The 17063-nt window shown below is 70.1% G+C and carries 19 protein-coding genes and 1 pseudogene; 13 read left to right on the top strand and 7 right to left on the bottom strand.

The window, feature by feature from the left end; translation table 11 throughout:
- Positions 1–64 precede the first annotated feature (64 nt).
- Positions 65–697 carry a response regulator gene (locus tag H7F53_RS16570; RefSeq protein ID WP_185680626.1) on the bottom strand — a complete coding sequence of 211 codons (633 nt, stop codon included), beginning with the start codon at positions 695–697 and terminating at the stop codon, positions 65–67.
- Entirely contained in the window at positions 694–2355 is a 1662-nt protein-coding gene (locus H7F53_RS16565) for a sensor histidine kinase (protein ID WP_185680625.1), read from the bottom strand. Before H7F53_RS16565 ends, H7F53_RS16570 begins: the two co-directional genes overlap by 4 nt.
- Positions 2356–2485: 130 nt before the next feature.
- On the opposite strand from H7F53_RS16565, the gene H7F53_RS16560 reads away from it, so the two are divergent.
- Both H7F53_RS16560 and H7F53_RS16555 read left to right on the top strand, forming a co-directional pair.
- A complete protein-coding gene (locus tag H7F53_RS16560) occupies positions 2486–3220 on the top strand; it encodes a VgrG-related protein (protein WP_185680624.1) in 735 nt (244 codons plus the stop codon).
- Positions 3221–3294: 74 nt separating this feature from the next.
- The gene (locus H7F53_RS16555; protein ID WP_185680623.1) at positions 3295–4566 is read left to right on the top strand and encodes a dipeptidase; all 1272 of its coding nucleotides are present in this window, start codon (positions 3295–3297) and stop codon (positions 4564–4566) included.
- A gap of 34 nt (positions 4567–4600) precedes the next feature.
- On the opposite strand, the gene dapD is transcribed toward H7F53_RS16555, so the two are convergent.
- Positions 4601–5437, bottom strand: coding sequence for a 2,3,4,5-tetrahydropyridine-2,6-dicarboxylate N-succinyltransferase (gene dapD, locus H7F53_RS16550; RefSeq protein WP_185680622.1), 837 nt, complete (start codon positions 5435–5437; stop codon positions 4601–4603).
- Positions 5438–5589: 152 nt separating this feature from the next.
- On the opposite strand from dapD, the gene H7F53_RS16545 reads away from it, so the two are divergent.
- A complete protein-coding gene (locus H7F53_RS16545; protein ID WP_185680621.1) occupies positions 5590–7950 on the top strand; it encodes a S8 family peptidase in 2361 nt (786 codons plus the stop codon).
- 56 nt (positions 7951–8006) lie between these two features.
- Here H7F53_RS16545 and gmk read toward each other — a convergent pair whose 3' ends face one another.
- From gmk to H7F53_RS16525, 4 genes are all read right to left on the bottom strand, one after another.
- A complete protein-coding gene (gmk, locus tag H7F53_RS16540) occupies positions 8007–8642 on the bottom strand; it encodes a guanylate kinase (protein WP_185680620.1) in 636 nt (211 codons plus the stop codon).
- Positions 8643–8758: 116 nt separating this feature from the next.
- Complete coding sequence (locus H7F53_RS16535) at positions 8759–9931, bottom strand: acyltransferase family protein (RefSeq protein ID WP_185680619.1); 1173 nt, start codon at positions 9929–9931, stop codon at positions 8759–8761.
- Between the two features lie 123 nt (positions 9932–10054).
- Positions 10055–10480 carry a hypothetical protein gene (locus tag H7F53_RS16530; RefSeq protein ID WP_185680618.1) on the bottom strand — a complete coding sequence of 142 codons (426 nt, stop codon included), beginning with the start codon at positions 10478–10480 and terminating at the stop codon, positions 10055–10057.
- A 26-nt stretch (positions 10481–10506) separates the two neighbouring features.
- Complete coding sequence (locus H7F53_RS16525) at positions 10507–11010, bottom strand: SspB family protein (protein ID WP_185680617.1); 504 nt, start codon at positions 11008–11010, stop codon at positions 10507–10509.
- A gap of 125 nt (positions 11011–11135) precedes the next feature.
- Between H7F53_RS16525 and hisB the strand changes: the two genes are divergently transcribed.
- The 10 genes and pseudogenes from hisB to H7F53_RS16475 form a co-directional block, all read left to right on the top strand.
- Complete coding sequence (hisB, locus tag H7F53_RS16520) at positions 11136–11786, top strand: imidazoleglycerol-phosphate dehydratase HisB (protein ID WP_185680616.1); 651 nt, start codon at positions 11136–11138, stop codon at positions 11784–11786.
- Between the two features lies 1 nt (position 11787).
- Positions 11788–12417 carry an imidazole glycerol phosphate synthase subunit HisH gene (hisH, locus tag H7F53_RS16515; RefSeq protein ID WP_185680615.1) on the top strand — a complete coding sequence of 210 codons (630 nt, stop codon included), beginning with the start codon at positions 11788–11790 and terminating at the stop codon, positions 12415–12417.
- Positions 12418–12553: 136 nt separating this feature from the next.
- Positions 12554–13282, top strand: coding sequence for a 1-(5-phosphoribosyl)-5-[(5-phosphoribosylamino)methylideneamino]imidazole-4-carboxamide isomerase (gene hisA / locus H7F53_RS16510; RefSeq protein WP_185680614.1), 729 nt, complete (start codon positions 12554–12556; stop codon positions 13280–13282).
- A 130-nt stretch (positions 13283–13412) separates the two neighbouring features.
- Positions 13413–14174, top strand: a complete 762-nt coding sequence (gene hisF / locus H7F53_RS16505) for an imidazole glycerol phosphate synthase subunit HisF (protein WP_185680613.1) — start codon at positions 13413–13415, stop codon at positions 14172–14174.
- A 31-nt stretch (positions 14175–14205) separates the two neighbouring features.
- Entirely contained in the window at positions 14206–14526 is a 321-nt protein-coding gene (locus tag H7F53_RS16500; RefSeq protein ID WP_185680612.1) for a phosphoribosyl-ATP diphosphatase, read from the top strand.
- Positions 14526–14906 carry a histidine triad nucleotide-binding protein gene (locus H7F53_RS16495; RefSeq protein ID WP_185680611.1) on the top strand — a complete coding sequence of 127 codons (381 nt, stop codon included), beginning with the start codon at positions 14526–14528 and terminating at the stop codon, positions 14904–14906. Before H7F53_RS16500 ends, H7F53_RS16495 begins: the two co-directional genes overlap by 1 nt.
- Positions 14907–15010: 104 nt before the next feature.
- Positions 15011–15502 (top strand): YbgC/FadM family acyl-CoA thioesterase, encoded by a 492-nt coding sequence (locus tag H7F53_RS16490; RefSeq protein WP_185680610.1) that lies wholly within the window; start codon positions 15011–15013, stop codon positions 15500–15502.
- Positions 15502–16197, top strand: a complete 696-nt coding sequence (tolQ, locus tag H7F53_RS16485) for a protein TolQ (RefSeq protein ID WP_185680609.1) — start codon at positions 15502–15504, stop codon at positions 16195–16197. The genes H7F53_RS16490 and tolQ overlap by 1 nt, the downstream gene beginning before the upstream one ends.
- Positions 16197–16661: an ExbD/TolR family protein gene (locus H7F53_RS16480; RefSeq protein ID WP_185680608.1), complete on the top strand. Its 465-nt coding sequence runs from the start codon at positions 16197–16199 to the stop codon at positions 16659–16661. The genes tolQ and H7F53_RS16480 overlap by 1 nt, the downstream gene beginning before the upstream one ends.
- Before the next feature lie 10 nt (positions 16662–16671).
- Positions 16672–17063 (top strand): annotated as a pseudogene (locus tag H7F53_RS16475) (hypothetical protein); the annotation flags it as partial.

Below are 17063 nucleotides of genomic sequence, written 5' to 3'. Positions count from 1 at the left end.
GGGAAGAATACGTCTGCGCTTCTCCGCATTCGAATGGATCATCGGCGCGCCCGTTCCGGTCCGCTCAGGCCAGCTCGTCGCGATGCTTGAGCGCCAGCACCGCCAGCTCGGTGCGGTTCTCCACCCCGAGCTTCTGGTAGAGCGCGTGCAGATAGACCTTGATCGTGCCCTCGGTGATTCCCAGCGCCGCAGCGATGTCGCGGTTGCGCTGGCCGCGCGCGATCAGCGCGACGATGGTCCGTTCGCGCGGGGTCAGCACCGCCAGGGGCGAGGGCACCGCGCGCCGGGCGCGCTCCTCCCGGGCCCGTTCGAGCAGGTCCGCGCCGACGACCGCCTCGCCCGCCATCACCCGGTCGAGCGTCGCGATCAGCACGTCCTCGCCGCCGGCCTTGGCGACGATCCCGTTGACCCCGGCGTCGAGCGCGTCGACCAGCCAGCGATCGTCGATCTGTGCGGTCAGCAGCACGACCGGGCGCTGATCGCCCGCGTGGCGCAGCTGTTGCAGCGTGGCCACGCCATCGCCGTCGGGCATGGCCACGTCGAACACGCAGATGTCGGGCTGGTACCGTTCCACCGCGGCCAGCGCCTCGCGCCCGGAGCTGGCATGGGCGATGATGGCATAACCGGTCGGTGCCAGCACCGCCTCCACGCCGGTGCGGATAAAGGCGTGATCGTCGGCAATCAGCACGGTGGTCATCGGTGGGGTCCTTCGCTGCGGGCAGGGAGGCGGATGGCAAGGCGGGTCCCGTCCAGGCCGCTGGCGACGTCGAGCGTTCCGCCCAGCGCGGCCACCCGTTCGCGGATCGACCAGGGCTGGCGCGTGCGGGTGGCGGCGTCGAAGCCGCTGCCATCGTCGGCGATGTCGAGCGCCAGCCCATGGCCATGGCGGGCCAGCCGCACGTTGATCAGCCCGGCATGGCCATGGCGCGCGGCATTGGCCACGGCCTCGCGCACCAGCTGCTGCAATTCGTGGCTGTACCACCCCGGCACGACCAGGCCCTCGGCCAGGTCCAGCGAGACCCGCGTGCTCCAGTGCATCGCGGCATCCTGCGCACTGGTCTCCAGGTCGGGCGCCAGGTCGCGCTGGTCGGGTGCGCCGGACGGGCTGCGCAGCGTATCGATCAGCCGGCGCACGCGCTCCTGCTCGCAGCGCAGGGCCTCGCGGATCGCCAGCAGCTCCTCGCCCGCGGCGGGCTGGGTGCGCGGGTTGCGGCGCAGCGCCTCGAGCCGGAAACAGGCTCCCGCCAGCGACTGCGCCACACTGTCGTGCAGGTCGCGCGCGATCGCGCCGCGGGTCCGGGCCAGCAGCGCCTCGCGCTCGAACTGCAGCACCGCGACGCGGTTGAAGGCGTTGCTCACCTCGCGGGCGATGATCTCGCCAAGGGTCACGAAGTCCTGCCCGGGTCCGGTGATCTCGCCCAGCACGATCACCCCGAACCCGCTGACGCAGGACAAGGGCAGGGCAAGGCCCTCGGCAATCCCGTAGTGGCTGGCCAGCACCAGCCGCGCGCGCAGCGGCAGCGCCCGGGGGAGATTGTCGCTGTCGCGGATCAGCTTGCGCTGCCGCGGGGCGTCGAACAGGCAGACCTCGTCGTGGCCCTCGTCCCAGCCGGGCAGGGCGTCGGGGCCGAGCCGGCGGAGCTGTCGATCGCCCGGGGCAACTTCGTGCAGATCCAGCCACGGTTCCTCCGCCTCGCTCCAGGCCAGCACGCCGCGCCGCGCTCCGGTCACCGCCATGGCATAGTCCAGGGCCTGCCAGCGCAGGTCGGCCCATCTGTCGGCCTGGCCTTCGCCCTCGGCCGTGGCCAGGTCGAGGGGGGCGACATGCGGGTCGCGGCGTTGCAACCCGAACCACACCAGCACCAGCAGCAGCGCCATCATGTAGAGCGCGCGGCGGCCGAAGCGGTAGAGGTCGATCGGCAGCCCGAGATGCCAGGTCAGTGATCCCGCCAGCAGGAACAGTCCGGTCGCCGCCAGCCCGGTCAGCGCCGCCATCCGCCAGTCCCAGCGCAGGGTGGCCGACAGGATGGCCAGCGCGAACAGGGCGAGGAACGGGCTGGTGAAATCGGCATTGGCCGCTTCGGTGACGAACACCGATGCCACGAACACCAGCACGTCGAGTGCCAGCATGATCCGGGCCAGCCGCTGGTCGAACCACCACGATCGCCAGGCCACGACCACCGCGCCGACGCTGACCAGCAGGTACAGTCCGAGCAGGACCTTGCCGCGATCAAGCGACGCATGGGTCGCCACCGGCTCGATCCACACCGCGATGAGAAAGACGCCGACGAGAATGGCCCGGAACAAGGCGATGACCCGGCCGGAACGGTTCTCGAATAGTGCGCGCGCGCTCATGCCTGACCCTCGCCACCGTTGATGCCCCCCCGGGGGGGACGCGGTCAAGCGGCTTGCCGCCTCTCCGCCGCTTTCCTACCCGCCCCGATTCGCGTGAGAGATCGGTTTCCGTCCCGCTCAAGGAGCCGCCATGGACCCGATCCGCACCCACCGCCCGGCCACCCGGACCACCCCCGCCGTCGCCGCGGCCCCCCCCGGCGTGCCGAACGCCCTCGGCCGGCTGTCGGAACGCTATGAAAGCGGCGGGCGCGGGCCGGGGACGGTCAGTTCCGGCCGCAGCGATCCCGGCGGGGTATCCTATGGCCTTTACCAGCTCGCCAGCCGCACCGGGACGGTTGCCGCCTTTCTGGCCGCCGAGGGCCGCGACTGGGCGGCCGCGTTCGCCCCGGCGGAGCCGGGCTCGGCCGCGTTCTCGCGGTGCTGGCAGGCCATCGCCGCGCGTGATCCCGGGCGCTTCGGCGCGGCCCAGCATGCCTTCATCGCGCGCACCCATTACCGCCCGGTCGTGGCCGAGGTGCTGGCCCGGACCGGGCTCGACCTGGCGGGGCGCGCGGCCGCGGTCCGCGATGTCGCCTGGTCCTGCGCGGTCCAGCACGGCGCGGCGGCGCGGATCATCGCCGCCGGCGTGGCCCGCGCCGATGCCGCCACGGCGCGCACCGCACCCGGCTACGATGCGGCGCTGATTGCGGCGATCTATGCCGCACGCGGCGCCTATGTCGGCCGCCTCGCGGCGCGGCTGGGAGGAGCGGCCGGGGCCGCGCTGGCGGCGATGGCGGCGCGCCGTTATCCCGCCGAGCAGGCCGCGGCGCTGGCCATGCTTGATGCGCCGCCCCCACCGCCACCCCCACCCCCGGCGCCGGGCTGAAACGCGTATTTGCCCTCGGCACCGATTGCGGCCACAGTCGGGACACCCTGTCCCCTCCTGCGCGAAGGTTGCCGATGCCCGTGTCGTTCGTCCGCCGTCTTGTCCTGTCCACTGCGCTCGCCGCGCTCGCGACCGCGCCGGCCCTGGCCGCCACCCCCGAGGAGACCGCCGCGGCGGCGCTGCGCGCGGCGCCGATGTGGGATGGCCACAACGATGTTCCCGAACAGCTGCGCGAGCGCCGCAAGAACGTGCTCGCCGGGTTCGACTTCCGCGACACGACCGGGACGGCCGACCCGGCCAGCGGCGCGATCGCGATGCACACCGATCTCACCCGGCTGCGTCAGGGCAAGGTCGGGGCGCAGTTCTGGTCGGTCTATGTCTCGGCGCGGCTGACCGAGCAGCAGGCGGTCCAGGCGGTGATGGAGCAGATCGACGTGACCAAGCGGCTGATCGCCGCCTATCCGGCCGATCTCCAGTTCGCCACCTCGTCGGCCGAGGTGCAGGCGGCGATGAAGGCCGGCAAGATCGCCTCGCTGATGGGCATGGAGGGCGGCTATGCGATCGGCTCGTCGCTGGGCGTGCTGCGCCAGTTCCATGCGCTGGGCGTGCGCTACATGACCTTGACCCACGTGCGCACGATCGGCTGGGCCGACAGCGCCACCGATGCGCCCAGGCACGGCGGGCTCAGCGATTTCGGCAAGGACGTGGTGCGCGAGATGCAGCGCATCGGCATGCTGGTCGATCTCAGCCACGTCAGCGAGGACACGATGATGGACGCGCTCGACGTGGCCCGGGCGCCGGTGATCTTCAGCCACTCCGGCGCCCGCGCGGTGGATGATCACCCGCGCAACGTGCCCGATGCCGTGCTCGCCCGGATGAAGGCCAATGGCGGGATCGTGATGGTCGTCACCCTGCCGTCCTACGTCAGCAGCCGGGTGCGCGAATGGGACCTCGCGCGCACCGCGCAGAGGGCGCGGCTCGATGCGCTCCACATCGCCGATCCCAAGCGGGCGGCGGCCGAGCTGGCGGCCTGGGTCAAGGCCAACCCCACCCCGCGCGCCACGCTTGGCGAACTGGCCGACCACGTCGACCGCGTGGTCAAGGTGGCGGGGATCGACCATGTCGGGCTGGGCGCCGATTTCGACGGGATGGATTCGACCACCGAGGGGCTGCCCGACGTATCCGGCTATCCCGCCCTGTTCGTCGAACTGGCCCGGCGCGGCTACAGCCAGGCCGATCTCCAGAAGATTTCCAGCGGCAACATGATGCGCGTGCTCAAGGCGGCCGAGGCCTATGCCGCGGCCCACAAGGGCGATCCCGCGATCGAGAGCCCGACTGCGTTCTAGCCGTCGAAACGGCCCCGCAGCGGGCCGGCCGCGCTCAGTCGCGCAGGAGCTCGTTGATCCCGGTCTTCGAGCGGGTCTGCGCGTCCACCGTCTTGACGATCACGGCGCAGTACAGCGACGGGCCCTGCGTGCCGTCGGGCAGGGGCTTGCCCGGCAGCGACCCCGACACCACCACCGAATAGGGCGGCACCCGGCCGATGTGGATCTCGCCGGTGGCGCGGTCGACGATCTTGGTCGAAGCGCCGAGGTAGACCCCCATCGACAGCACCGAACCCTCGCCGACGACAACACCCTCGGCCACCTCGGCGCGCGCGCCGATGAAGCAGTTGTCCTCGATGATCACCGGCCCGGCCTGGAGCGGTTCGAGCACGCCGCCGATCCCCGCCCCGCCCGAGATGTGGACGTTCTTGCCGATCTGGGCGCAGGAGCCGACCGTGGCCCAGGTGTCGATCATCGTGCCCTCGTCGACCCGCGCCCCCAGGTTGACGAAGCTGGGCATCAGCACCACGCCCTTGGCGATGTGCGCGCTGCGGCGCACCACGGCGCCGGGGACCACGCGGATGCCGGCGGCGCGGAACCGCGCCTCGTCCCAGCCGGTGAACTTGAGCGGGACCTTGTCGAAGGCCGGCGCTCCGGCCGAACCGAAGTCCATCACCGCATTGTCGTTCAGCCGGAACGAGAGCAGCACCGCCTTCTTGAGCCACTGGTTGACCCGCCAGCCGCCCTGGCCATCGGGCTCGGCCACGCGCGCCGCGCCCGAATCGAGCAGGTCCAGCGCCTGGTCGACGATCGCGCGCACCTCGGCGCTGGCGGGCGTGACCGTGTCACGCGCCTCGAACGCGGCTTCGATCTGTGCGGCAAGGTCGGTCATGGGACAGGAACTCCGGTAGCAGGGCGTCGAACCGCGCGCCTAGACTGTGCGTGACACCGGGGCAACCCGGAGCGACCTTCGCCGTACCGCATGATTAATTCGAGGTGAAGACGGCCCTGCTAGTCCAGCATCGTTCCGCTTCTGGAGGGTTTATGCGACGTCCTGCGTTCCGTTGTGCTGCCGCGCTGCCGGCGCTGTCACTGGTTGGGTTGCTGGCGGGCTGCGGCGGCGGCGATGGCGGCGTGGCGAGCACCCCGGCCGCGCCGGCGACCACGCCGGCCCCGGCACCCACCGCCACCCCCACACCCAGCCCGACCACGCCCCCGGTCACCCTGATCCCGGCCGAAAGCTTCCGCACCGCCGAATATGCGCGGTCGGATGGCCCGGTCTATCACAGCGCCATCCCCGCCTGGCAGACCGGCGCGAGCGGCAAGGGCGTGACCCTGGGGATCATCGATACCGGGATCGACACGAGCAACCCCGAGCTCGCCGGCCGCATCGTGGCCGCCTCGCGCGACGTGGTCAGCTCGCGCGGGCTCGCCAATACCGACAGCCACGGCACCCAGGTCGCCCTGACCGCGGCGGCCGCGCGCGACAACAGCGGGATCATGGGCATCGCCTGGGAGGCCGATATCCTGATGGCCCGCGCCGATGCCGTGGGCAGCTGCGACACCAGCGGCGGCTGCAGCTTCAGCGATTCCGCGATCGCCGCCGGAATGGACCTGGCCGTGGCCAACGGGGCCAAGGTGATCAACATCTCGCTGGGCGGCGCGGGGGCTGACGGACGGGTGCTGCGCGCGGTCGCCAATGCCGCCGCCGCCGGCGTGGTGGTGGTGGTCTCGGCCGGCAACGGCGCCGCCGCCAACCCCAACGCCTTCGCCACCAGCCTGCGCCAGGCCGGCGCCGGCAATGTCATCATTGCCGGCTCGGTCAATGCCACCGGGGCGCTGTCAAGCTTCAGCAACCGGGCCGGCACCGACGCCAGCTGGTATCTCGCCGCGCTCGGCGAGCAGGTCTGCTGCGTCTACGAGAACGGCCGGATCAAGACCACGGTCGACGCCAACGGGCAGACCTTCATCACCGTGCTGTCGGGCACCAGTTTCGCCGCGCCGCAGATCGCCGGCGCCGCCGCGCTGCTGCGCCAGGCCTTCCCCACCCTGACCGCGCAACAGGTGGTCGACCTGCTGCTCTCCAGTGCGACCGATGCCGGGACCGCCGGGATCGACAGTACCTTCGGCCGCGGCATCCTCAACATCGCCAGCGCCTTCGCCCCGCGCGGGACGACCTCGCTGGCCGGGGTCGGCACGACCCTGCTGGCCACCGACACCAGCCTGGTCGCCTCGGCGGCGATGGGCGATGCCGGGCAGGGTGGGGCGATCACCACCACGGTGCTCGATGCCTATCAGCGCGCCTATGCGCTCAACCTCTCGGGCATGGCCCGACGCGCGCCGGTCGCGCCGCGGCTTGGCGCGGCGCTGCTTGGCCAGGGGCGCGCGATCAGCCTGGCCAATGGCCCGGTGGCGCTGGCCTTCACCGCCGGCCAGCCGGGGCAGGGCGGCACGCCGGTCCTGCCCTGGTCCGGCCCGCTGCGCCTGTCGCGCGACGATGCCGGCATGGCGCGGGTCCTGGCCGGGCGGATCGTCGCCCGCATTGCCCCCGGGCTCGAGGCGGCCTTCGGCCTCGCCGCCGGCGCCGATGGCCTGGCCGTGGGGCTGCGCGGCGCACCGCAGCCGGCCTTCCTCGTCGCCACCCCGGCGGCGGACGATGTCGGCTTCGTGCGCAGCGATCTGGTCGCCACCGCGCTGCGGCTCGGCCGCGGCCGGACCGGACTGACCGTGGCGGCCGAGGGCGGCCGCGTCCTCCCGTCCCGCGTCGGTGCGGGACAGCCCGGCGATCCCCTGCGCGAGGCGCCGCGCGTCACCCGCTTCGGCGCCACGCTCGATCGCCGCTTCGGCGCGCTCACCGGCGCGCTCGCGGCCAGCTGGCTGAGCGAGGACCGGACCGTTCTGGGCGCGCGTCTGGCCCCGGGCCTCGGCGGGCGCGGGGCCGACAGCCTGTTCCTCGATCTCGCCGCCAGCTGGCGCCCCGGCGCGGGCTGGTCGCTCTCGGGCGCCTGGCGCCACGGTCTGACCCGCGCCCGCGGAGGCGACATCCTGCTGGGCAGCTCGCGCTTCGCGAGCAGCGCGTGGAACGTCGATCTGGTGCGCCACGGCCTGCTCGGCCGGCGCGACAGCCTGGCGCTGCGCCTGGCCCAGCCGCTGCGCGTCGAATCCGGCGGGCTCGACCTGCGCCTGCCCACGGCCTGGGACTATGCCACGCGCAGCGCGACCAGCACGGTGCAGCGCCTGACGCTGACCCCGACCGGGCGCGAGCTCGATGCCGAGCTGGCCTGGTCGGGCCCGCTCGGCGCGGGCACGGCCGGCGCCACGCTGTACTGGCGGCGCGATCCCGGCCACATCCGCAGCCTGCCCGCCGAACAGGGCGCGGCGCTGCGCTGGTCGCTGGGGTTCTAGCGCAATCCGCTCCGACGGGGTCCTCCCCCCGGGGGGAGGGTCCGCCGCAGCCCGCCTCAGCCCCTGGTCAGTTCGCGCACGAAGTCGATCAGCCCGGTCTGGCGGGTGCGGCGCATCCGCTCGGCGCGGAGGATCTCGGCCACCTGGGTGAAGCAGGCTTCGACATCGTCGTTGACCACCACATAGTCATAGCCGTCCCAGTGGCTGATCTCGGCCTGGGCGCGGGCCATCCGCGCGGCGATCACCTCGGCGCTGTCGGTGGCGCGGCCGATCAGGCGGCGGCGCAGCTCGTCCAGACTGGGCGGCAGGATGAACACGCGCACCACGTCGGCCTGGGCCTTCTGGTGGAGCTGCTGGGTGCCCTGCCAGTCGATGTCGAACAGGAAGTCCTGCCCCTCCTTCAGCCCGGCGCGGATGTGCGCCTTGGGGGTGCCGTAGGAGTGCCCGAAGACATGGGCCCACTCGAAGAACGCGTTGGCCTCGACCATGCGGTCGAATTCGTCCTGGCTGACGAAGTGATAGTCCTTGCCGTCCACCTCGCCCGGCCGCATCGGCCGCGTGGTCGCCGAGACCGACAGCGCGATCTCCTGGTCCTCGGCCAGCAGTCGCCGCGCGATCGTGGTCTTCCCTGCGCCCGAGGGCGAGGACAGGATGAACATCAGACCGCGGCGGTGGAGGGTATCGGAAGCCATATCCGCCCATGCCGCAGGCGCGGGGGAAAGATCAAGGGGGTGGTGTCCGCGGCAGGGTCCCGGGCATAGTGGGGGCTTCGCACGACACCGCCCCTAAATATCCGATGGCGCAGACTTTATGCTCGCCGCGATAACCATCGGCCGAGGCGTATCCCAGGCCTCTCGATCACCAAAAACGTTAGACAGGTGATCAATACCAACAGGACTGAGACCGGCAGCATGACAATCGGCACGTATGGTGTGGCGAGGTTACCAAAAAGAGGTGCGCCTTCCTCGAAAACGATTGCCAGAACAATGCCGTGAACAACATAGATCCCAAACGATACTTCGCCTAATACCGCAGCACCTTGGCTGACAAGCAGGCCCCAGAGCGAGTTCCCGCACGCGATGCAAACAAAGAAAAAACCGCTCAATGGCAGGGCCAGAGTGAAGCCTTCGTTTGGCATCAACATGCTTGCACCAAGTGCGAGCAGGGCCACCAAGCCCATCAGCGGCTGGCTGAGCACTAGGCGGACGGGTTCGTGATTGCGGAGTTCATACGCCATCATTCCGACTGCAAAGAGAGGGGCATACCGAAGGACACTAACGTCGATGCGATAAAACCTATAAAGCACACTGGCTACTGCGCCGATCAAAAATAGTAGTAAGGGTACTGTAATGGAGGGAAGGCGGAATTTTTTGATAATCTGCATCATTGCGGCACAGGCCGGTAAGATGAATAAATAAAACAACCACTCGTACCAGATTGACCAAAGAACCCCGGCGTTTAAGCGCCTGCTAAATGGATAGCCAAGAACGTCGACTTCTTTCCAGCCAGTTATCCATGAAATTGCTTCAATCAAGTAATTGCTATTCGTCTTTGCGCCGCCTCTTGCAAAAATTATCGTACTAACCATAACAAATGATAACAGTATTAACGGAACTATACGGAAAAATCTTCCGTAATAGAGGCTTTTCCAATCTAAGTTAGAAAAGCCTTCCAAAATTTTTGGATAAAATACCATTCCTGTAATCATAAAAAACAAACGTACGCTAACTTGTCCAAGACTCTCTATTGCATAAGATGATGGTTTTCCCCAAGGGACATCATAACGAACCATCATCGTCCAAATGAAAAAATGATGAAACATGACGGCAATGGCGAGATAGCCACGAAGGCCGTCAATGCATGGCAAGCGGTCTTTGCGGTTAGACACCGGAAACCCGACGCGTTCAATACGTCCAGCCAAAGCTGTCACCAATATCAGCGAGAGTCCCGCTGAAAACCAAAATATAGTTTTAAGTAACAAGCTGAGCATCCTTATGTTAAGGTGCCCCATAGCCCGGTCAAGCGGGTTCGCTCAAGCTGAAATCAGCTTGGAATTTGGCAGTCAATCGTGCTGAATATCGGTATTGTGCTGCATTGAGACATTCTACCCCGACTTGCCCCTCTTCCGGTCATACAGCGTCTTGGCCAGCAGCGCGCCGCCGACGATGATCGCCCCGGGGACCGAGCGGGTGGCGATGCGGACCGCGGCGGTGCCGAGCAGGGTCTGGCCGAGACTGCGGCCCTTGCCCCCGGTCTTGCCCCCGGTCTTGCCCCCGATCTTGCCCCCGATCTTGCCGGTGCCCTTGACCACGGCATGGCCGGCACTGGCCGCGCGGCCGAGCGGGCTGCGGTCGAGTGCGCCGCGCAGCAGGGCGCTGCCGCCACGCAGGACCAGATCGGTCAGCAGCACGGTGGCGAAGGCCGGGACGGCCGGGCTCTCGGGCGCTTCCGGCGCAGCCTCGGCCGGGGTCCCGGCTGCGGTGCCGGACGGCCGGGACACGTCGGTTCCGGTCTTGCTGCGTCCTGCCACGGGCCTTGGTCCTTCCGGCTGCGCCGTTACTTCTTCCGTCCGAAATCGACGGTCACGACGTTCGATCCATCCTCGCCGGCCACGCGCGAGCCATCGCCCGGTTCGCTTCCGGCGGCGTCGTTCTCGGCATCGTCGTGCGGCTCGGGGGTAAGGTCGGCCACGGTCGCCTGGAACTGCAGCCCGAAGTCCACCGCCGGGTCGACGAAGGCGGTGATCGCCGAGAACGGCACGTGCAACTTGGTCGGCACCTGGTTGAACGACAGCCCGACCGAGAAGCTGTCCCCGGCCACGGCGAGGTCCCAGAACTTGTTCTGGAGCACGATCGTCATCTCGTCGGGGAAGCGCTCGCGCAGCGACTTGGGGATATCGACCCCGGGCGCGGCGGTCTTGAAGGTGATGTAGAAGTGGTGGTTGCCCGGCAGCGTGCCGCCGCCGGCCGCCACCTGGCCCAGCACACGGCCGACCACCGCCCGCAGGGCCTCCTGCACGATCTCGTCATAGGGGATCAGGCTGTCGGGCGCGTCACTCATTCCCCCTCAAGTGGCGTCCTCGCGGCCGATGGTCAAGCCGGCTTCGTGGGCAGGGCGGCGCGAACGGGGTTCTTGCACCTTGGGCCGGGGGGGCTATAGGCGGCCGAACCCAAGGACTTCAGCCCATGCGCACCGCCAGCATCGCCCGCAAGACGCACGAGACCGACATCGCGGTCGAGGTCAACCTCGACGGCACCGGGACCTATCAGGTCTCGACCGGAATCGGCTTTCTCGACCACATGATCGAGCAGTTCTCGCGGCATTCGCTGATCGACGTGACCTGCCGGATCGTCGGTGACCTGCACGTCGACCAGCACCATACGGTGGAGGATTCGGCGATCGCGCTGGGCCAGTGCATTGCCCGGGCGCTGGGCGACAAGGCCGGGATCGGCCGCTATGGCGAGGCCCATTCGGCCATGGACGAGGCGCTGGCGCGGGTGGTGCTGGATATCTCGGGTCGGCCGTGGCTGGTGTGGAACGTGCGGTTCACCCAGGAACGGCTGGGCGAGATGGACACCGAGCTGTTCGAGCACTGGTTCCAGTCGATCGCCCAGGCCGCCGGGATCACGCTGCACATCGAGCAGCTCTACGGCAGCAACAACCACCACATCATCGAGGGCGTCTACAAGGGCTTCGCCCGCGCCATGCGCCAGGCGGTCGAGCGGGATCCGCGCAAGGGCGGGGCCGTGCCCAGCACCAAGGGCATCCTCGGGGCGGGATCGATCGAAGCGGGATCGGGCGAAGCGGGATCGGGCGAAGCGGGATCGGGCGACTGACATGGCCGAGGTCCTGGCCCTGATCGACTATGGCGCCGGCAACCTCCACTCGGTCGCCAATGCGCTCAGGGCGGCCGGGGCCGGCGGTGTGGCGGTCACCGCCGATCCCGCGGTGGTCCGCGCCGCCGACCGGATCGTCCTGCCCGGGGTCGGCTCGTTCCGCGCCTGCGCCGAGGGGCTGCGCGCGATTCCCGGGCTGGTCGCCGCGCTGGAGGAACGCGTGCGGGTCGGCGGTGCGCCGTTCCTCGGGATCTGCGTCGGCATGCAGCTGCTCGCCAGCCGCGGGGTCGAGCACGGGGTGACCGCCGGGCTTGACTGGATCGCCGGCGAGGTCCGCCTGATCGAGCCGACCGATCCGGCGATCAAGGTGCCGCACATGGGCTGGAACGACGTGGCGCTCGCCCCGCACCCGGGTGATGGCGGCCTGATCGAACCCGGCGAGGCCTATTTCCTCCATTCCTACCAGTTCCTGCCCGCGGACAGCGCGGCGATTGCCGCGATGACCGACCATGGCGGCGGGATCGTCGCCGCGGTGGCGCGGGACAACGTGGTGGGGGTGCAGTTCCACCCCGAAAAGAGCCAGGCCTACGGGCTGGCGCTGCTCGAAAGGTTTCTGGAATGGCGGCCGTGACTGCCAGGTCAATCTTGTCGTGTGCAACCCTTGTCCCGTTCGTGTCGAGCGAAGTCGAGACAGGTTGCGCGGCGCCTCTCGACTTCGCTCGAGGCGAACGGAGTTTTGCCATGATCACGTTTTGGCCGTGCGCGGCATGATCGTCTTCCCCGCCATCGATCTCAAGGGCGGCCAGGTGGTGCGTCTGGCCGAAGGCGACATGGCCCGCGCCACGGTCTACGGCGACAACCCGGCGGCCCAGGCCATGCTGTTCGCCGAAGCCGGATCGCAGTACCTCCACGTGGTCGATCTCGACGGCTCCTTCGCCGGCCGTGCCGAGAACCGCGAGGCGGTCGAGAGCATCCTCGCCAGCTTCCCCGGCCACGTCCAGCTCGGCGGCGGCATCCGCACCCGCGCCGCGGTGGAGGGCTGGTTCGATCTGGGGGTCAGCCGCGTCGTGATGGGCTCGGCCGCGCTCAAGGACCCCGAATTCGTCAAGGACATGGCGCGCGCCTTTCCCGGCGGGATCGTCGTCGCGGTCGATGCGAAGGACGGCATGGTCGCGACCGAGGGCTGGGCCGATGTGTCCGACGTGGCCGTGGTCGATCTGGCGCGCCGCTTCGAGGACGCCGGGGTCGCCAGCCTGCTGTTCACCGACATCGGCCGCGACGGGCTGCTCAAGGGGGTCAACATCGACGCCACGGTCGATCTGGCGCGCCGGGTCGACATCCCGGTGATCGCCTCGGGCGGGGTCAAGGGGCTGGACGATATCCATATCCTCGCGCTCCACGCGCACGAGGGGATCGAAGGCGTGATCACCGGACGGGCGCTCTACGAGGGGCGGCTCGATCTGGCCGCGGCGATCGCCATGGCGGAGCGCGGGTGATGGGGGTGGGGCTGATGGCGGCGCGGGGCCTTCGACAGGCTCAGGCTGAGCGGGCTTTTGTGTGCAGTGTTCAAAAACACCATCCGCTCAGCCTGAGCCTGTCGAAGGCCCCGCGCACCCGGAGTCCCCGATGACCGTCCGCATCCGCGTCATCCCCTGCCTCGACGTGCGCGACGGGCGCGTGGTCAAGGGCGTGAACTTCGTCGATCTGAAGGACGCCGGCGATCCGGTCGAGCAGGCCCGCGCCTATGACGCCGCCGGCGCCGACGAGCTGTGCTTCCTCGACATTTCCGCCAGCCACGAGGGGCGCGGCACCCTGCTCGACGTGGTCCGCCGCACCGCCGAGGTCTGCTTCATGCCGCTCACCGTCGGCGGCGGCGTGCGCACGGTGGAGGACGCCCGCGCGCTGCTGCTCGCCGGGGCCGACAAGGTCGCGGTCAACTCGGCGGCGGTGGCCCGGCCCGAGGTGGTGACCGACATCGCCGAGAAGATGGGCAGCCAGTGCATCGTCGCCTCGGTCGACGCCCGCCGCACCGGCGCGGGGCGCTGGGAAATCTTCACCCACGGCGGCCGCCGCGCCACCGGGATCGACGCGGTCGAGCATGCGATCCGGCTGGCCCGGCTGGGCGCGGGCGAGCTGCTGGTCACCTCGATGGACGGCGACGGGACCCAGGCGGGGTACGATCTCGAGCTGACCCGGACGATCGCCGATGCGGTGCCGGTGCCGGTGATCGCCAGCGGCGGGGTCGGCGCGCTCGACCACCTCGTCGCCGGGGTGACCCAGGGCCATGCCAGCGCGGTGCTCGCCGCCTCGATCTTCCACTTCGGCAAGCACACCGTGGCCGAGGCCCATGCCGCGCTCCGCTCCGCCGGTCTTCCGGCCCGCTCTTGACCCGCTTGTTGGAGCGTTGCATCGCGGTAGCATGACCGATACGCTCGCCCGCCTCGAACAGACCATCGCCGCGCGGCGCGGGGCCGATCCGGCCAGCTCCTATGTCGCCAAGCTCACCGCCCGCGGGGTGGGCAAGATCGCCCAGAAGGTGGGTGAGGAAGCCACCGAAACGGTGATCGCCGCGCTCTCGGGCGAGGCGCACGACCTGGTCGGCGAGGCCGCCGACCTGCTGTTCCACCTGATGGTCCTGCTCGGCGCGAAGGACGTGCCGCTGGCCGCCGTGATGGCCGAACTCGACCGCCGCGAAGGCTTGTCCGGTCTCGCCGAGAAAGCCGCAAGAAAGCCCGACTGATGCCGATCGATCCCCGCGCCCCCTATGACGATGGCAACGTCTTCGCCCGCATCCTGCGCGGCGAGATCCCCTGCCGGAAGGTCTACGAGGACGATTTCGCCCTCGCCTTCCACGACATCGCCCCGCAGGCGCCGGTCCACGTGCTGGTGATCCCGAAGGGGCCCTACGTCAGCTGGGACGATTTCTCGGCCAAGGCCGAAGCCGCCGAAATCGCGGGTTTCGTTCGCGCGGTCGGGACCGTGGCGCGCGAGCTCGGGCTGGTCGAGCCGGGCTACCGGATGCTCGCCAACGTCGGCCAGCACGGCCACCAGGAGGTGCCGCACCTCCACGTCCACCTGTTCGGCGGGCGCCAGTTCTACGCGATGGTGCCGCAGGACTGAGCCACCGCACCCCGGGGCCGGGCGGCCCCGGTTCCGGCGATCCACCGATCGGCCGACAATCCGCTTGCCCCGCGAGTCGCGGAAAGGTTAATACGGCGCCACCCATGACCGTGCCGCCGAACCCGCCCATGCCCCGGCCTGCCGAAGGCCGTCTCGACGGGCCGCTGCACCGCTTCGCGCTGCGCGCCCATTTCGAGGACACCGACCTGTCGGGAGTGGTCTATCACGCCAACTACCTGCGCTGGTTCGAGCGCGCCCGGTCCGACCTGCTGCGCCAGCTGGGGATCGACCAGCGCGCCGCGCATGAGGCGGGCGAGGGCGCCTATGCCGTGTCCGACCTGCAGATCCGCTACCTGGCGCCGGCCCGCCTCGACGACGACGTGCTGATCGAGACCGCCGCCGAGGAGCTGGGCGCGGCCTCGTCGCGGCTGGTCCAGCGCGCCTACCGCCTGGCCGCCGGGGACGGGCCGGCGGTGCTGCTCTCGGACATGCGCGTGCGGGTCGGGTTCCTCGGCCCCGATGGCCGACCGCGCCGCCAGCCGGCCGCCTGGCGGTCCGCCTTCGCCTCCTTCCAATCCGCAACTCCGGAAACCTGATGACCGTCCTGACCGTTCTTGCCGCCGCGGCGCCGGCCCACCTCAACCCGCTCAAGCTGTTCGCCGATGCCGATATCGTGGTCCAGGCGATCATGGCCGGGCTGCTCCTGGCCAGCGTCTGGGTGTGGACGATCATCGTCTCGTTCAGCCTGCGGATGGGCGCGGTGCGGCGCGCCTGCCGGGCCTACGAGGAGGGCTTCTGGCAGGCCAAGGACATGGAGGTCTACCACGCCGGGACCGACGGCAAGGCTCCGGTCGGGCGGGTCGTCAGCGCCGCGCTGGCCGAATGGCGGCGCAGCGGGGCGCTCAAGCAGCCCGACCGCGAGGGGCTGCGTCAGCGCCTGGCCATGGTGATGGACGGCGCGGTCGAGCAGGAGGCCGACCGCATGGGCGACCGGCTCAACTTCCTCGCCACGGTCGGTTCGGCCGCGCCCTTCGTCGGCCTGTTCGGCACGGTCTGGGGGATCATGAACTCGTTCTTCCAGATCGGGCAGCAGCAGAACTCCTCGCTCGCGGTGGTGGCGCCGGGCATTTCCGAGGCCCTGTTCGCCACGGCGATCGGCCTGTTCGCGGCGATCCCCGCGGTGATCGCCTACAACCGCTTCTCGCACAGCGTGAACGCCTTCGAGGGCAGCCTGCAGCGCTTCGCCGACCGCTTCCACGCGACGCTCAGCCGCGAGCTGGAGGCCCGCTGATGGCCATGGGCACGGCAGGCGGCGGCGGGCTCGGCCGCGCCCGGCGCCGCGGCCGCCGCGGCAAGCGCGGCGCCATGGCCGAGATCAACGTCACCCCGCTGGTCGACGTGATGCTGGTGCTGCTGATCATCTTCATGGTCACCGCACCGCTGCTCAGCGCCGGGGTGCCGGTCGACCTGCCCGACAGCCGCGCCAAGGCCCTGCCGCAGCAGCCGCGGCAGGTGACGATCTCGATGACCCCCGATGGCAAGACCTATCTCGATGCCGCCGAGATCGCCCCGGGCGAACTGGCCGACCGTCTGGCCGGGATCGCCCCGGGGGCCGATGGCAAGCCGCCGCTGGTCACGCTGCGGGCCGACCGGGGCCTGCCCTATGGGCAGGTGATGGCGGTGATGGGCGAGTTGAACCATGCCGGGTTCAACGCGATCTCGCTGGTCACCAACGGTTCAGTCACGGCACCCTAGCCCCGCTCCGATGGCATCGCGCGCCCCCACTCTCCGCCGCGAGGAGGCTGCCGGACTGGCCGTGGCGCTGGCCGCCCATGCCGCGCTGGTCGCCTGGCTGGCGTTCAAGCCGCCGACGCCGGCCCCGCTGCCCGCGCCTGAACGGATGACGGTGACCTTCGCCGACGAGGTGGCCGCGCAGTCGGCGGCGCCCCGGCCCGCGGCCGAGGCGCCGCCGGCGGTCGCCCCGGTGCTCGCCGCCGATCCGGTTCCGGCCCCGGCCCCCGATCCCGTGCCGGCCAAGGCGGCCCCGGCCGCTGCGGCGGTTTCCCCCGTGGCCCGGGTCCAGCCCCGGCCCGAGCCGCCGCGTCCGGCCCCACCGGCACGACCGCTGGACCGCGCGCAGCCGGCCCCGGCCAAGCC

Origin of the sequence: Novosphingobium piscinae (assembly GCF_014230355.1) — a bacterium.
GTDB lineage: Bacteria > Pseudomonadota > Alphaproteobacteria > Sphingomonadales > Sphingomonadaceae > Novosphingobium > Novosphingobium piscinae.
The sequence above is the reverse complement of the archived record's forward strand: the minus strand, read 5'-3'. Positions and strand labels throughout refer to the sequence as shown.

What these genes read in the sequence shown, in the direction of transcription:
- H7F53_RS16570 (WP_185680626.1), bottom strand. Translation starts at nt 697, where the DNA reads ATGACCACCGTGCTGATTGCCGACGATCACGCCTTTATCCGCACCGGC.
- H7F53_RS16565 (WP_185680625.1), bottom strand. Translation starts at nt 2,355, where the DNA reads ATGAGCGCGCGCGCACTATTCGAGAACCGTTCCGGCCGGGTCATCGCC.
- H7F53_RS16560 (WP_185680624.1), top strand. Translation starts at nt 2,486, where the DNA reads ATGGACCCGATCCGCACCCACCGCCCGGCCACCCGGACCACCCCCGCC.
- H7F53_RS16555 (WP_185680623.1), top strand. Translation starts at nt 3,295, where the DNA reads ATGCCCGTGTCGTTCGTCCGCCGTCTTGTCCTGTCCACTGCGCTCGCC.
- dapD (WP_185680622.1), bottom strand. Translation starts at nt 5,437, where the DNA reads ATGACCGACCTTGCCGCACAGATCGAAGCCGCGTTCGAGGCGCGTGAC.
- H7F53_RS16545 (WP_185680621.1), top strand. Translation starts at nt 5,590, where the DNA reads ATGCGACGTCCTGCGTTCCGTTGTGCTGCCGCGCTGCCGGCGCTGTCA.
- gmk (WP_185680620.1), bottom strand. Translation starts at nt 8,642, where the DNA reads ATGGCTTCCGATACCCTCCACCGCCGCGGTCTGATGTTCATCCTGTCC.
- H7F53_RS16525 (WP_185680617.1), bottom strand. Translation starts at nt 11,010, where the DNA reads ATGAGTGACGCGCCCGACAGCCTGATCCCCTATGACGAGATCGTGCAG.
- hisB (WP_185680616.1), top strand. Translation starts at nt 11,136, where the DNA reads ATGCGCACCGCCAGCATCGCCCGCAAGACGCACGAGACCGACATCGCG.
- hisH (WP_185680615.1), top strand. Translation starts at nt 11,788, where the DNA reads ATGGCCGAGGTCCTGGCCCTGATCGACTATGGCGCCGGCAACCTCCAC.
- hisA (WP_185680614.1), top strand. Translation starts at nt 12,554, where the DNA reads ATGATCGTCTTCCCCGCCATCGATCTCAAGGGCGGCCAGGTGGTGCGT.
- hisF (WP_185680613.1), top strand. Translation starts at nt 13,413, where the DNA reads ATGACCGTCCGCATCCGCGTCATCCCCTGCCTCGACGTGCGCGACGGG.
- H7F53_RS16500 (WP_185680612.1), top strand. Translation starts at nt 14,206, where the DNA reads ATGACCGATACGCTCGCCCGCCTCGAACAGACCATCGCCGCGCGGCGC.
- H7F53_RS16495 (WP_185680611.1), top strand. Translation starts at nt 14,526, where the DNA reads ATGCCGATCGATCCCCGCGCCCCCTATGACGATGGCAACGTCTTCGCC.
- H7F53_RS16490 (WP_185680610.1), top strand. Translation starts at nt 15,011, where the DNA reads ATGACCGTGCCGCCGAACCCGCCCATGCCCCGGCCTGCCGAAGGCCGT.
- tolQ (WP_185680609.1), top strand. Translation starts at nt 15,502, where the DNA reads ATGACCGTCCTGACCGTTCTTGCCGCCGCGGCGCCGGCCCACCTCAAC.
- H7F53_RS16480 (WP_185680608.1), top strand. Translation starts at nt 16,197, where the DNA reads ATGGCCATGGGCACGGCAGGCGGCGGCGGGCTCGGCCGCGCCCGGCGC.